At 43.5% G+C, this 12,317-nt stretch carries 13 protein-coding genes; 8 read left to right on the top strand and 5 right to left on the bottom strand.

Going from position 1 to position 12,317, the window contains the following annotated elements; translation table 11 throughout:
- Window positions 1-5 precede the first annotated feature (5 nt).
- The 5 genes from argF to fabF all read left to right on the top strand — a co-directional run bounded on the left by argF (window position 6) and on the right by fabF (window position 4,569).
- A complete protein-coding gene (gene argF, locus HUG20_RS13715; RefSeq protein WP_200085211.1) occupies window positions 6-962 on the top strand; it encodes an ornithine carbamoyltransferase in 957 nt (318 codons plus the stop codon).
- A gap of 618 nt (window positions 963-1,580) precedes the next feature.
- On the top strand, window positions 1,581-1,745 hold the full coding sequence (locus tag HUG20_RS13710) for a hypothetical protein (RefSeq protein WP_200085210.1): 165 nt from the start codon (window positions 1,581-1,583) through the stop codon (window positions 1,743-1,745).
- 68 nt (window positions 1,746-1,813) lie between these two features.
- Complete coding sequence (locus HUG20_RS13705) at window positions 1,814-2,167, top strand: hypothetical protein (protein WP_246476417.1); 354 nt, start codon at window positions 1,814-1,816, stop codon at window positions 2,165-2,167.
- Window positions 2,168-2,312: 145 nt separating this feature from the next.
- Window positions 2,313-3,248, top strand: a complete 936-nt coding sequence (locus HUG20_RS13700) for a beta-ketoacyl-ACP synthase III (protein WP_200085209.1) — start codon at window positions 2,313-2,315, stop codon at window positions 3,246-3,248.
- A 79-nt stretch (window positions 3,249-3,327) separates the two neighbouring features.
- Entirely contained in the window at window positions 3,328-4,569 is a 1,242-nt protein-coding gene (gene fabF / locus HUG20_RS13695; RefSeq protein WP_200085208.1) for a beta-ketoacyl-ACP synthase II, read from the top strand.
- A gap of 466 nt (window positions 4,570-5,035) precedes the next feature.
- Here the strand turns inward: fabF and HUG20_RS13690 are convergent, their stop codons facing one another.
- A complete protein-coding gene (locus HUG20_RS13690; protein WP_200085207.1) occupies window positions 5,036-5,575 on the bottom strand; it encodes a M15 family metallopeptidase in 540 nt (179 codons plus the stop codon).
- 166 nt (window positions 5,576-5,741) lie between these two features.
- Between HUG20_RS13690 and HUG20_RS13685 the strand changes: the two genes are divergently transcribed.
- Window positions 5,742-6,593 (top strand): DegV family protein, encoded by an 852-nt coding sequence (locus HUG20_RS13685; protein WP_200085206.1) that lies wholly within the window; start codon window positions 5,742-5,744, stop codon window positions 6,591-6,593.
- Between the two features lie 575 nt (window positions 6,594-7,168).
- Here HUG20_RS13685 and HUG20_RS13680 read toward each other — a convergent pair.
- Window positions 7,169-7,984: a hypothetical protein gene (locus HUG20_RS13680; protein ID WP_200085205.1), complete on the bottom strand. Its 816-nt coding sequence runs from the start codon at window positions 7,982-7,984 to the stop codon at window positions 7,169-7,171.
- A gap of 187 nt (window positions 7,985-8,171) precedes the next feature.
- Here HUG20_RS13680 and HUG20_RS13675 point away from each other — a divergent pair, with 187 nt between their 5' ends.
- Entirely contained in the window at window positions 8,172-9,101 is a 930-nt protein-coding gene (locus HUG20_RS13675; protein WP_200085204.1) for a glycosyltransferase family 4 protein, read from the top strand.
- Window positions 9,102-9,141: 40 nt separating this feature from the next.
- The gene (locus HUG20_RS13670) at window positions 9,142-10,200 is read left to right on the top strand and encodes a glycosyltransferase family 4 protein (RefSeq protein WP_200085203.1); all 1,059 of its coding nucleotides are present in this window, start codon (window positions 9,142-9,144) and stop codon (window positions 10,198-10,200) included.
- 156 nt (window positions 10,201-10,356) lie between these two features.
- On the opposite strand, the gene HUG20_RS13665 is transcribed toward HUG20_RS13670, so the two are convergent.
- The 3 genes from HUG20_RS13665 to HUG20_RS13655 are packed head-to-tail and all read right to left on the bottom strand — an operon-like array spanning window position 10,357 to window position 12,290.
- Window positions 10,357-11,061, bottom strand: a complete 705-nt coding sequence (locus tag HUG20_RS13665) for a hypothetical protein (RefSeq protein ID WP_200085202.1) — start codon at window positions 11,059-11,061, stop codon at window positions 10,357-10,359.
- Complete coding sequence (locus tag HUG20_RS13660) at window positions 11,048-11,929, bottom strand: ATP-binding cassette domain-containing protein (RefSeq protein ID WP_200085201.1); 882 nt, start codon at window positions 11,927-11,929, stop codon at window positions 11,048-11,050. Before HUG20_RS13660 ends, HUG20_RS13665 begins: the two co-directional genes overlap by 14 nt.
- Window positions 11,922-12,290, bottom strand: coding sequence for a GntR family transcriptional regulator (locus HUG20_RS13655; RefSeq protein WP_200085200.1), 369 nt, complete (start codon window positions 12,288-12,290; stop codon window positions 11,922-11,924). The genes HUG20_RS13660 and HUG20_RS13655 overlap by 8 nt, the downstream gene beginning before the upstream one ends.
- Window positions 12,291-12,317 lie beyond the last annotated feature (27 nt).

The following is a 12,317-nucleotide window of genomic DNA, read 5'->3' as shown; positions in this document are numbered from 1 at the left end:
CAAAAATGGAAAAAGAAGAGGAGTTGACCGCACATTCTCTAAAGGGAAGAGATGTATTATCTTGGGTCGATTTCGCCCCGGAGGATATTGAACAGCTTTTGCAGAATGCGCGTCAACTCAAAGAAAACCAAAAACAGGGCGTTCCGCATCAAACGTTGACCGGACGCTCTCTCGGAATGATTTTTGAAAATGCGTCCACGCGTACGCGGGTGTCATTTGAGGTAGGTATGGCACAACTCGGCGGCCACGCGTTGTTTTTGAGCAGTTCGGACTTGCAAATCGGACGAGGCGAACCGGTGGAGGATACCGCCCGCGCCCTTTCCCGTTACCTGGACGCGATCATGATTCGCGCCAACGATCATGATATGGTGGCAACGCTCGCGAAAGAAAGTGATATCCCGGTGATCAATGCCCTCACCGATGATTATCACCCTTGCCAGGCGCTCGCCGATATGTTGACGATCCAAGAGCATTTGGGAAGCCTTAAAGGTCGGAAGGTTGTTTATGTCGGCGATGGCAATAACGTCGCTCATTCGTTGATGATCATCGCCGCTAAGCTCGGCGTTGACATTACACTGTCCACTCCTGTGGGATACGAGGGCGCGCCGGAGGTTTGGGAAAAAGCAAAAGCCTTTGCTGCGGAAACGGGAAGCAAGGTGGAACACGTCATCGATCCGCATGAAGCCGTGAAAAATGCCGATATTATTTATACCGATGTTTGGGTAAGCATGGGCGCGGAAAAAGAAAAAGACACTCGAAACCGGGAATTTGAACCTTATCAAGTCAATGAGGCTTTGATGGCCGAGGCAAACGAGGAAGCCATCTTCATGCATTGTTTGCCCGCCCACCGTGAGGAAGAAGTAAGCGCCGAAGTGATTGACGGCCCGCGCTCGGTCGTCTTTGACCAGGCGGAAAATCGTTTGCACGTGCAAAAAGCAATCTTGCAAGCGGTGGTACGTTGAATCTCTTTCGGGGGGGGGATTTTTTGGTAGGTAAGAAAGTATAAATCAACTTTTTGGGTCAACACTAAAATCAATGGTTGATATTCGTGATTAAATATGGTAATACCACTAGCGAGCGAAGGAAAAACACGTAGACTCCTGTGGGAAAGCGCAGGGCGAAGACCCCGCAGGAAAAAAGCGAACTTCTTTTTTTCCGAGGAGGCTGAGCTCGGGGCCCACGAAAAGCGTAGGGTTTTTCCGTAGCGGTCACTACCAATCATAATTGCCCCTAGTTTGTCAGCCATAGATTTTGGTGAAGAGCCACTTTTTTACCTACATAAGTTGGGCGAAGGATTTCGCCATCAAAGCTTGGCGAAAAGCCAAGTTTCTACTATGGGTTGAGTAACCATGGCGCCCGGATTTAGCTGAAATTAGGCGGGATGGTCGTCATGGGCTGCTCATGATGCCCGAAATCAGTGGGGAATGTAGAGTTCGGTCGCCATGAAGGAATCATGGAGCCCGAAGTTGGAGAAGAATGGAGTGCTCGGTCGCCATGGAAGATCCATGACGACCGAATTTGCTTACGGAACGTAAAAAAAGTCACCATAACAATGTCCGAAGTACTGGGGAGTTGATCGGATGCATTTTCTTTTTGGTATACTTATCTTCACGATTGTTGCAGTCGCCGGCTATTTTTTCTTGTTGGCCTTTACTTCTTTTGCCGAGACGGCTATTGTCATTTTGGCGCTTGTTCTTGCTTTTCTTGCAGAATTCACGTATATGAAAATACGGGCAGATGGCTGATTCGTCGCACATACGTGATAGGGCTGCCATAGAATATGCAGTAGCCTATGCAGGAAAGGAAGAGATTGATGAGAACCATTTATCCTTACCGAACGGGTTACCCAGCTTATCCGGTATCTACACATGCAGGCGATGAACGCATTGGATTCTTTCTGCCTTTTGTCGCAGGCCTTGCGATTGGCCCTTGGTTAGCCGGGGGATATGGGGGATATGGCGGTTATGGTCCCGGTGGATTCGCCGGACCGCCTCAAATCAGTTATGGTCCACAATTTGGGCCGAGTTACGGGCCCAATTATGGACCGATCCTTGGCCCTGGCTATGGTGGGCCTGTCGGCTCTGGATCCCAACCGGGATTTGGCGGTTTTGCACCTGTTCCACCATATGGTGCTTATGGATCGTCTACAGGGGACCCCCTTCGATAACAAAAGAACATGGCAAAAAACCGTGGCTAATCGTTGAAAAGGCCGCGGTTTTTTGTTGCGAAAATTTCAGAAGTAAGCTAAGATACAATTAGTACTAGGTCATAATATGAACCAATATTCTTTTTTAAACAGGAGGGGAATTTGTATGAGACGCACGGGCATATATGGAATTGGCAGTTTTATTGAAGGAAAAGAGGTTACAAATAAAGATTTCGAAGAGACGTTGGATACGAGTGACGAATGGATTCAAACACGCACGGGTATCGAACGGAGAATTTTTGCGGAAGATAATGTGGAAACCTCGGATATGTCTTATTTTGCTGCTGTTCGTGCACTTGAACATGCCGAGGAAAAAGCTGAGGACTTGGATCTGATCATCGTTGCGTCCGTGACAGGCGATTATCCTTTTCCCTCCGTATCATCCATGATTCAAGATCGCCTCGGCGCACATAAGGCAGCGGCAATGGATATCGGTGCCGCATGTGCTGGATTTGCGTACGGAGTCGTAACCGCCAGTCAATTCATATCTACCGGCACTTATGATCGGATTCTCGTCGTCGGCGCCGAAAAATTGTCAAAAGTAACGGATTTTACCGATCGCAATACAGCTGTTCTTTTTGGGGACGGCGCGGGGGCTGCAGTAGTTGGTCCCGTTGGCAACGATCGCGGATTGCTCTCCTTTGAACTGGGAGCAGATGGAAGTGGTGGCTCCCATATTATCGCAAATCCTTATCTCTATATGAATGGACGAGAGGTGTTCAAGTTTGCGGTACGCCAAATGGGCGATACGTGTATGAACTTGCTTGAAAAAGCCAATCTTACGAAAGATGATGTCGATTACTTCGTTCCTCACCAAGCAAATATCCGCATTATGGAAGCTGCCCGGCAACGATTGGAGCTCCCAAAAGAAAAAATGGCAACCACCGTTCACAAATACGGAAATACGTCTGCATCTTCAATTCCTATCGCTCTTGTTGAAGACTTAAATCGTGGTAAAATAAAAGATGGAGATTTAGTCGTGATGGTCGGATTCGGCTCCGGTCTTGTATGGGGCGGTCTCGCTCTTCGCTGGGGGCGATAGGTCCGATCCGCAAAATATGCGAAACTTGGTTTGATGAAATGCGCAAGAAGACAGAGCCAAGTTTTAAAAAAGGAGAGAATTGAAGATGAAACGTGTCGTAGTCACAGGCATGGGGACGGTGAATCCGCTCGGGCACCATGTAGACGAGGCTTGGAAGCGAGCACTTGCAGGAGAGACGGGTATCAGCCCGGTAACGAGGTTGGATGCGGAACAATTCCCGATTAACGTCGCGGGTGAAATAAAAGGATTTGAAGCGGAAGATTATTTGGACCGAAAAGAGGCCAGGAAAATGGACCGGTTTACCCACTACGCCGTCGCTTCCGCTTATATGGCCCTCGAAGATGCCGATTTTAAAATTACCGATGACAACGCGGATCGTGTTGGTGTCTGGATTGGCTCCGGGATCGGGGGCATGGAAACGTACGAAAAACAATTCAAGCAATTTACCGAAAAAGGCGTTAGACGGGTAAGTCCATTTTTTGTGCCAATGATGATTCCGGATATGGCTTCCGGTCAAGTATCCATTTTCACCGGCGCAAAAGGGATAAACTCTTGTAGCGTTACCGCTTGTGCATCGGGAACGAATTCCATCGGCGATGCGTTCAAAGTCATTCAACGAGGAGACGCGGACGCCATGATAACCGGCGGAACGGAAGCGCCGATTACGAATATGGCGATCGCCGGTTTCTGCGCGGCCAAAGCCATAACGACTTCCGATGATCCCGCCACCGCCTCACGCCCGTTTGACGCGGAACGGGACGGATTTGTCATGGGCGAAGGAGCCGGTATTCTTATTTTGGAATCATTGGAATCTGCTGAAGCGCGAGGGGCAGACATTTACGCGGAAGTGATCGGTTATGGATCAACCGGAGACGCTTATCACATGACAGCACCTGCGCCGGAAGGGGAAGGCGCGGCCAGAGCAATGGCACAGGCACTTTCCGATGGAGCGATTGAAAAAACTGACGTTGGCTATATTAATGCCCACGGGACGAGCACCCCATACAATGATGAATATGAAACGACTGCGATCAAAGGTGTTTTTTCCGATCATGCCCATGATCTTGTCGTCAGTTCGACGAAATCCATGACCGGGCATTTATTGGGATCAACAGGCGCCGTTGAAGCCATTTTTACCATTAAATCGCTTGTTGATCAGATGGCGCCCCCAACCATTAATTTGCATAATCCCGATCCGAAATGTGATTTGGATTACGCGGCAAACGAAAAGAAGCCAGTCCAAACCAATGTCGCCCTGAACAATTCATTTGGCTTTGGAGGGCACAATGCAACACTTGCTTTTCAAACGTTCAATGGGTAAAGGTGAAGGCTGTCATCCTTTATGGTGACAGCCTTCCTTGTATTTCGGTGATCCAGAATGTTAGAAATTGGAAGATGGAAAATCATTCCTTTCTTCTTGAAAAAAAGTCTTTTCCGAAAGGCATGGAAGTGTCTGGGAGCAACCGTCAAGACTGGTAATTTAATGGAGTCTCCGATTGTCAGTTGGCAGATTCAGACCATTCGATTATCCGATGCGTGCGGAGGTAACGAATCACGTTCTGCTCGGAAGTACAAAGTAATCCCTCAGATGGAAGTCGGGCTGCTCCGAGTGGGAAAAATTCAACTTAGACCAGACACGTTGATTATACAAATTTATGCTTATTTTCAATAGGGAGATAAAGAATTTTTTAAAACACGCCATTAATGTCGGCATTGCAACAGGAGGTGGCGAATTTAGCCAGCGTACCTTAAAAGCCTCAGAAGTCCCCTCTGATAGATGTTTTGCGTTATTCGTTTTCCAGTTGTTGTTTTGCCTCTTGAAGCTCTTCAATAGATAAACCGAAGTCCATTTGCAAATGGGGATAATCATTCCAGTGGCCGCCCCACTCAAATCCCAACGCTTCTCCGATTTCTGCGACTTCCAGCCAATCGGGTTCGCCGCTTCCGCTGCCATCGTATTCGATGTCCCAAATGATTTCTCCGTCGCCATTTTCAATTGCGAAGTCGATGGCCAAACCGTAATTATGATACGATTCACCCGCCGCCGCATTTGTCACGATATCCCCGGATTCCGTCCGACCTTGTGCGTATAGGTCATCTTGGCGTTCATGGGAACGGTATCCTTCTGTAATAACGACATTAATCCCGACGTTTTCTGCCTGTTCGATCAGTGTTTCTTTTTGTTCTTTAACATATGGATGGAGTTCTTCGTCGCTGGAGATAACATCCTCCGCCATGGCTTGTTGTTCGTGATCTTGCTCGAAGTCAAACAGCAAGACTGTTGAAAAGATTGCAAAGAGACACATGAAGAAAAATAGACTTTTCATAGATGAAGAGATTCCCCCGGAGGTTATTCTAGTATTGTAAATATAATAGAGGGCATACGGAATGTCAATAAAGAGGGGATTGTGGAGTTTTTTGTCCCATTGGAAATTGAGTTAGTTTACTGTTTACGTGAGTGTTGATAAGCTTTTGGTGGATTGGAGCGAAGATATGAGCAAAATAAAGATTGTTACAGACTCAACAACAGATTTACCCAAGGATATTTTGGAGAAATATTGCATTCACGTTATGCCTTTATCGATACAAATTGACGATCAGTCCTATGTTGATCAAGTGGATATTACACCCGAGGATTTCTTAAGAAAGATGGCACTTGCCGACAGCCTTCCAAAAACATCACAGCCGGCAATTGGAGATATGATGCAACGATTTGAAGAAATAGGTGATGACGGGAGTCAAATATTAGCGATATTTTTGTCTTCAGGTTTGAGTGGAACGTATGACACCGCACGCATGGCGGCTACGGAAGTGAGTGCCGATGTCACCGTTGTGGATTCAACGTACATTTCGTCAGCCCTAGGCTTTCAAGTTGTAGAAGCTGCGAAAATGGCCAATACCGGGACTTCAATGAAAGAGATTGTAAAAAGAATGGAAACCATTAGGAAAAATTCAAAACTATATGTTGTCCTTGAAACATTGGATAATCTAGTAAAAGGTGGGCGTATTGGTAAAGGGAAAGCTTTTTTAGGTTCGCTTCTCAAATTAAAACCGATCGCGACATTAGAAGATGGGGTCTATTCACCGATATCAAAAGTGCGAACACAATCACAAATGATTCATACACTCATGAAAAATTTTGAAAGTGATGCCGAGGACCGGATCATTAGGGGCGTTAGCATTTCTCACGCCAATGCGTTTGAGCTTGCCCATAAACTAAAGAATGCCCTTTTAACAAAAAGCAGTCTTAAGGATGTCATGATTCAAACAACAACGCCCGTCATCAGCACCTATACGGGCGAAGGAGCCATCGGGCTGTCCTACTATACGGATGCACACGAATAACGGCCCGATGCAGCTGTTAAATCTTGAGGGGGTTCATAAAAAACAGAATCAATCAATGGAAGCATTGGGAGGCTTGGCCCCTTAAGATTTCCTCTTAAAATGTTGGGAATGCGGCAAGTGAAGTGTCGAGATCGGCGATATGGGGATTTTTTAATATAGAGAGAATAAAAAAAAGGCTATGTAAAGCCTTCTGAAAAAAATATATATGATATATTCTATATGAGCTACATAAGCAGGATGAGGTGGTGCCCCCTTGTTGACCGTCCTTTGACATTCGTCATGTCAAAACGGGAAGGAGGTGTTGCCACAAGTGATTACTTTGTAGCAAGGATTGATACTGATGATCTCTTCACCACCATGGTGATAGGGATTATTTCAATCGTCATCCTGATTACACGGAGGGTCTTGACGCGTCCGTTTTTCCGCTGGAGTCTCGCCCTTGCAGCACCGTCCCTCCGTACGTTGCCAGAAGTGCAAGGGTTTTTTGCTTATAGGATGGATTTCCTTGTATCTAGCTTTGACAACACCAACGGCAAATGCTTATGTGCCAGTCTTTTTCCGTTATTCAGCAGTCCCTACTGTAACTTTTTCTTCAGCATAGTGATTTCTTTTATTTGATTTGTCCGTGAAATTTCTTGAAATAAAGGATCATGAAAGAATTCCAATAATTGCTTTCTTAAAACCGGATAGGGAGGGAGGCGATGAAATGGATTGCTTTGACCTTCCCTTACATAGTTATCGAAACCATTGATTCTCAGAATTCCTAAATGAAAACCATGATGCGGTCGGTAGGAAAACTGATTAATCTTGCCGAAGCCAATCCCTTTTTCGATGATATGATAAAGAAACTTCTCATCCGTCTGGTATCGTTTCATAAACGAATATACCTCATCCAAATGATGGTGATAATATTCAATGATCGGGTTCATCTTCTTGTAATATTCGTCTACGTTGAAAAAGTGCAAGCCGGTTAATCTCTCCGAATTAGAACGGATTTGGTTGCTATATGGAAGGCCGATTTTTTCACAATGGTTCACGTGTCCTTCTAAAAGAGAGGGGGTTTCTTTCGTTATTAAGAAATCGATATCGCCGATATATACATATTCAAATTCCGAGAATTCAGTTTGAGGAATGAGAAATCTGAATGGTTTTCCTTTTTTCCCATCTTTAAATGGAGTGTATGGAAAATAGTTTTCTTTTATCTCGAAATTTGTTGAAAGATTCTTTTTGATCATTTTCATACAAGCATTTTCTTTTGTTGATAAACGATCCATAACAAAAACTTTCACAAAATAATTTGGGTAGCTTTTCAAAATGCTATAGACGTAGTAAGGAATATACTTTGTATAATTGCCGAATACATAAACGGACATACAAAGTGGTTTTTTCATGTTAGACAGTCCTCCCCAAAGCATTATTTATTATTGAATGATTGATATATGAAAAGGGAACGGCATATGTTGAGGAAAAATAGACAAATTTTGTATCTGCGTCCTATAACATTTTGGTTGCATGGTGAATAAAATGAAATAGTTGGATATATAGTAATCATCTGATTTAAGGAACGGACTGATTCGTATGGAACATGCAAACGGAAAGGCGCGAAAGATTTTATTAGTCGCTGATCACCCTGGGTGGGCATTTCATCATCGTGCAAAGGAAATGATGGCTTTACCGTCTAGTAAAAATCTTAAAGTTGACTTGAAATATCGTGACCAGATAACTGCTAAAGACAATAATCAATATGACATTATTTATGCGATGTCCGTACTGATTGCAAACAGACTCCATCATAAAGGTATTCCATTAAACAAATTAGCCGCCGGAATCACATCTTCACGGCAGTTTAATCGTTATAAAGGAGGTAAAGGTACGTATAAAAAGGAATTTCTTGATTTCTTTACGAATTTGCGTGGTGTTAATACTGTTTCAAATGAATTTGTTCAACAATTCAACAAGTATCGTCCCATTTATAAAACACGTACAGGAATTAATGAAAATCTATTTAAACCATCAACAGACAATACAAGCCAATCTACTTTTACTGTAGGCTGGGTCGGTCGAATAGACGGGCATCTCCATCGTGAATTGAAAGGATATGATATCGTCTTATCCGCAATAAAAGGCTTAGATATGAAACTGGATATTCGAACGTTTACCAAAAATAATGTTTCAAGAGATAAAATGGTTGAATTCTATCAAGGACTCGATTGTTTTATTTGCTCTAGTGAGTCTGAGCATATTCCCTTACCAGTTTTAGAGGCCGGCGCTTGTGGGGTTCCAATTATTTCCACGCAAGTAGGGATTGTTCCTGAGGTTATAAAACCATATGAAAATGGCATCATTATTCAGCGAAATGCGAGTGCCATTCGGGAGGCGCTTCTTTATTTAATGAAAAATCCTGATCAGCGCAAATCGATGGGAAGGTCCATTCGTCATACCATTCTTGACCAATGGACATGGGATGTGTGCTGGAAGGAATGGGAAGATTTTTTTACAGCGATATAGGTCATGGAAAGAAGAAATAGGCAGCAAAGGAAGATAGAATATGAAAATTCTGTATGTCATTAATAAATCAACCGATGGCGGGGTAGTGAGCACAACACGAAGTCGCATCAATGCTTTTCGAAAAAAAGGGATTGAAGCCGAAGTGTTTTTCTTGTATCGCGGTGACGGTGCAAAAATGTTTGAAAATATTCGGCACTATCATTCGAATCGGGTTAAAGACTTTCAGGAGAGAGTGACAAAGGGGGGTTATGATTGTGTTATTTTCGTGTATTCCCTTAATTATTTGAAACACTTACCAAGCAGCTACAAAGGCAAGAAGGTATATGAACTCCGGGGTTGGACCACAGGAGCAGAAAAACAAGTGAGTAAAAAGAACATCAGTAAGTCTGTCGATGCCATTATTTGTATAGCACATTACATCGTCCCGTTGGTGAGGCCCTATTTCCGAAAGGACATCCCTATATTTGTAGATGGAAATACGGTTGATTCACTGTTTTATTATGTAAATGATGCTAAAAAAGTTCAGAAAGCAGCTCTTAAACCTCAAAAAGGTCACGCTGTCATTGCATTTGTTGGAAGAATTACGACGCAAAAAAATTGGAAAGAATTTATTAGAATTTTCCGAAATATATCAGATGAATATCAAGTGGAAGCCTGGTTTGTAAGTAATCCAAAAACATCTAGTGATTTACAAGAACTGCACCGAATATGTAACAACAATCATGTAAACTATAAAGTTTTTCATGTCTACAATGAAAATATGCCGGAAGTATATTCCACGATTGCTGATTCGGGGGGATGTGTATTGTCAACATCGATACGTGAAGGATTAGGGAATTCGATTTTGGAACCGATGGCATGCCAATGTCCGGTTGTCAGTTCAGATAAACCAGGCAAAAATGAGATCATTTCGCATCAATCTAACGGCATGCTTTATGAGCTAGGCAATATAAAGAAAGGCACCGGCTGTGTAGAGAAATTGTTAAAAGATGCCCCGTTTCGCAATACGATGATTAAAAATGCATTATCCACGATTCAACGCAATTATAATCAAGATGTCTATGTTGATCGATACCTGGACATCGTAACAAAAATATAGGTGTCGGACGATGCGGAAAAGTACCCCTCTCCTGTGATTAGGCCAGGTGAGAGGGGATTATGTCTCCTGAAATGCCACTTCTATGCGGAATAGCTCGTCGGTTGGAAAAAACGCAAGGGGGTATATTTTTTGACTAAAACAGCCCTTCCTTTATTTTCATCCCGTTGCTTGCTTCCTGATAAAGAAATGTCTATCCCCGCGCTCTAACGGGCCGTTTTTCATAAAGAGGTAAGAAAATAGCATGAACAGGACTGAAACCCCTGCCAGGATGTGAACGAACAAGAGATGGTCAACGATGATAAATTCGATCAGTGGCTGAAGGTCGGCAAAAAAGTAGGTAGCGAGTACCGCGATTAACAATGCTGCGCCGCCAATTAACGTTCTTACTGTGCCAAGGTTAAAATAAACGGATTGCGCGATCAGCCCCACACCGAAAAGGATGATCATCCATAATACATCGATCCAAACATACAAGAGCGGGTTCGATCCGCTAACAAGGTCTGCCATGTGGAAAATATATCCTTCGTTCAGTAGATAGGGACTTAAGAAATGCAGTCCATTTAAAAGTATTCCACTGAGTATAATATAGATACTTATTGACAGATAAGTCGCGATCATAAACTGTTTTCTCGTCCCACCCAAGGAAAGGATATATTTGTACCCTTTAAAAAGGATAAAAGGGTAAATGAGAAAAATGCCGTAAAACGGTCCGAACGTTATCCCTAACATTTCATTTTCTCCAAGATAGAAGCTTAAGAATATATACAAAGCCATTAAACCGAGCGTTACACCAACGTTGATATAAAAAGTTACGTTCACCTCTTTAATGATGACTCGGAGCGGCCCTTTAAGCGTGTTCATGTTTTTTCGTCTCCTTTTTTGTCAGATTAACGAGATAATCTTGAAGTGGTGCTTTTTCAATAGTAACACCGGCATCTTTTGCTTTTGCTTCCAAATCAGCGTGGAAAACCTCGTCCATCATGACATGTAATTGCTTCCCGATTTTTTGTTCGTCAATGACTTGGCTATTGCCAATCACTGACTTCACTGCTTCCGATGATCCTGTTAAAAGCACGCCGTATCTTTTCAAATTTTCTATTTCTTCATATCGAATGATTGTTTTTTGATCAATCAGCGCGATTTTTTCACAAAGTGGCACCAGTTCCTCAATGTGGTGTGTCGATAACATAATTAAACGTGGGTGTTCTTCGTACGTATCCAACAATACGTCATAAAATTGTTTACGCATACTGGCATCAAGGCCGTTTGAAGGTTCATCCATGACCGTTACAGGTGCCTTGCTCGCGAGCCCCAGCGTAATCTTAATCATGCTTTTCATGCCTTTTGAAAATTGCCTGATCTTCTTTTTCCTTGGCAAGTCAAACACATCCAGCAAATATTCGGCAAATGACTGATCCCAATTTTCATTGAAATAAGCACCAAAACGAAGCGCGTCTTCGACATCCCATAAATCAGAAAAGGGATGATCTTCCTGCATGAACGTCACATGGTTCATTGCTTCACTGTTGTTATACGGGGTGATTCCGTTTACGCTGACGGTTCCTTGATTTGGCTTCTCCATCCCGGAGATGACCTTCATCAATGTTGTTTTCCCGGAGCCGTTTCGCCCCCATAAACCTGTAATCACCGGTTCATTCTCCCGTAAGGCAACGTTTTTCAATGCCGCTCTATTCCCATAGGAAAACGATAAGTCTTGTACATCAATCATCATAATCCTCCTCAATCAATCGAATAAATTCTTCTTTCGTCATTTTAAGTCGCTTCGCTTCTTCCAGCGTGGGCTTAACATATTGCACATGAAATTCTTCTTTACGCTCAGCAAGCAACCGATCTTTCGCTCCTTCACTTACGAAAACCCCAACGCCTCGTTGTTTATAAGCATAGCCGGCATCAACGAGCATCGATAACCCTTTTTGCACCGTTGCCCGGTTCACTTGATAAAATTTGGATATCTCTGTCGTTGAGGGAATTTGCTCCCCTTCACGCAACTCCCCATCAACAATATCATCAGCAATCATTTCGAAAATTTGCTGGAATATAGGTTTTGATTCATCAAAAACAGCCTTCACTAAACGCTCCTTTCTCCCGTTAAGATG

The organism is Salicibibacter cibi (assembly GCF_016495865.1).
GTDB classification, from domain to species: domain Bacteria; phylum Bacillota; class Bacilli; order Bacillales; family Marinococcaceae; genus Salicibibacter; species Salicibibacter cibi.
The sequence above is the reverse complement of the archived record's forward strand: the minus strand, read 5'-3'. Positions and strand labels throughout refer to the sequence as shown.

Excerpts from the sequence above, each read along its gene's own strand:
- HUG20_RS13685 (WP_200085206.1), top strand. The coding sequence starts at position 5,742 with ATGAGCAAAATAAAGATTGTTACAGACTCAACAACAGATTTACCCAAG.
- HUG20_RS13710 (WP_200085210.1), top strand. The coding sequence starts at position 1,581 with ATGCATTTTCTTTTTGGTATACTTATCTTCACGATTGTTGCAGTCGCC.
- HUG20_RS13690 (WP_200085207.1), bottom strand. The coding sequence starts at position 5,575 with ATGAAAAGTCTATTTTTCTTCATGTGTCTCTTTGCAATCTTTTCAACA.
- HUG20_RS13670 (WP_200085203.1), top strand. The coding sequence starts at position 9,142 with ATGAAAATTCTGTATGTCATTAATAAATCAACCGATGGCGGGGTAGTG.
- HUG20_RS13705 (WP_246476417.1), top strand. The coding sequence starts at position 1,814 with ATGAGAACCATTTATCCTTACCGAACGGGTTACCCAGCTTATCCGGTA.
- HUG20_RS13660 (WP_200085201.1), bottom strand. The coding sequence starts at position 11,929 with ATGATTGATGTACAAGACTTATCGTTTTCCTATGGGAATAGAGCGGCA.
- argF (WP_200085211.1), top strand. The coding sequence starts at position 6 with ATGGAAAAAGAAGAGGAGTTGACCGCACATTCTCTAAAGGGAAGAGAT.
- HUG20_RS13700 (WP_200085209.1), top strand. The coding sequence starts at position 2,313 with ATGAGACGCACGGGCATATATGGAATTGGCAGTTTTATTGAAGGAAAA.
- HUG20_RS13675 (WP_200085204.1), top strand. The coding sequence starts at position 8,172 with ATGGAACATGCAAACGGAAAGGCGCGAAAGATTTTATTAGTCGCTGAT.
- HUG20_RS13680 (WP_200085205.1), bottom strand. The coding sequence starts at position 7,984 with ATGAAAAAACCACTTTGTATGTCCGTTTATGTATTCGGCAATTATACA.
- HUG20_RS13665 (WP_200085202.1), bottom strand. The coding sequence starts at position 11,061 with ATGAACACGCTTAAAGGGCCGCTCCGAGTCATCATTAAAGAGGTGAAC.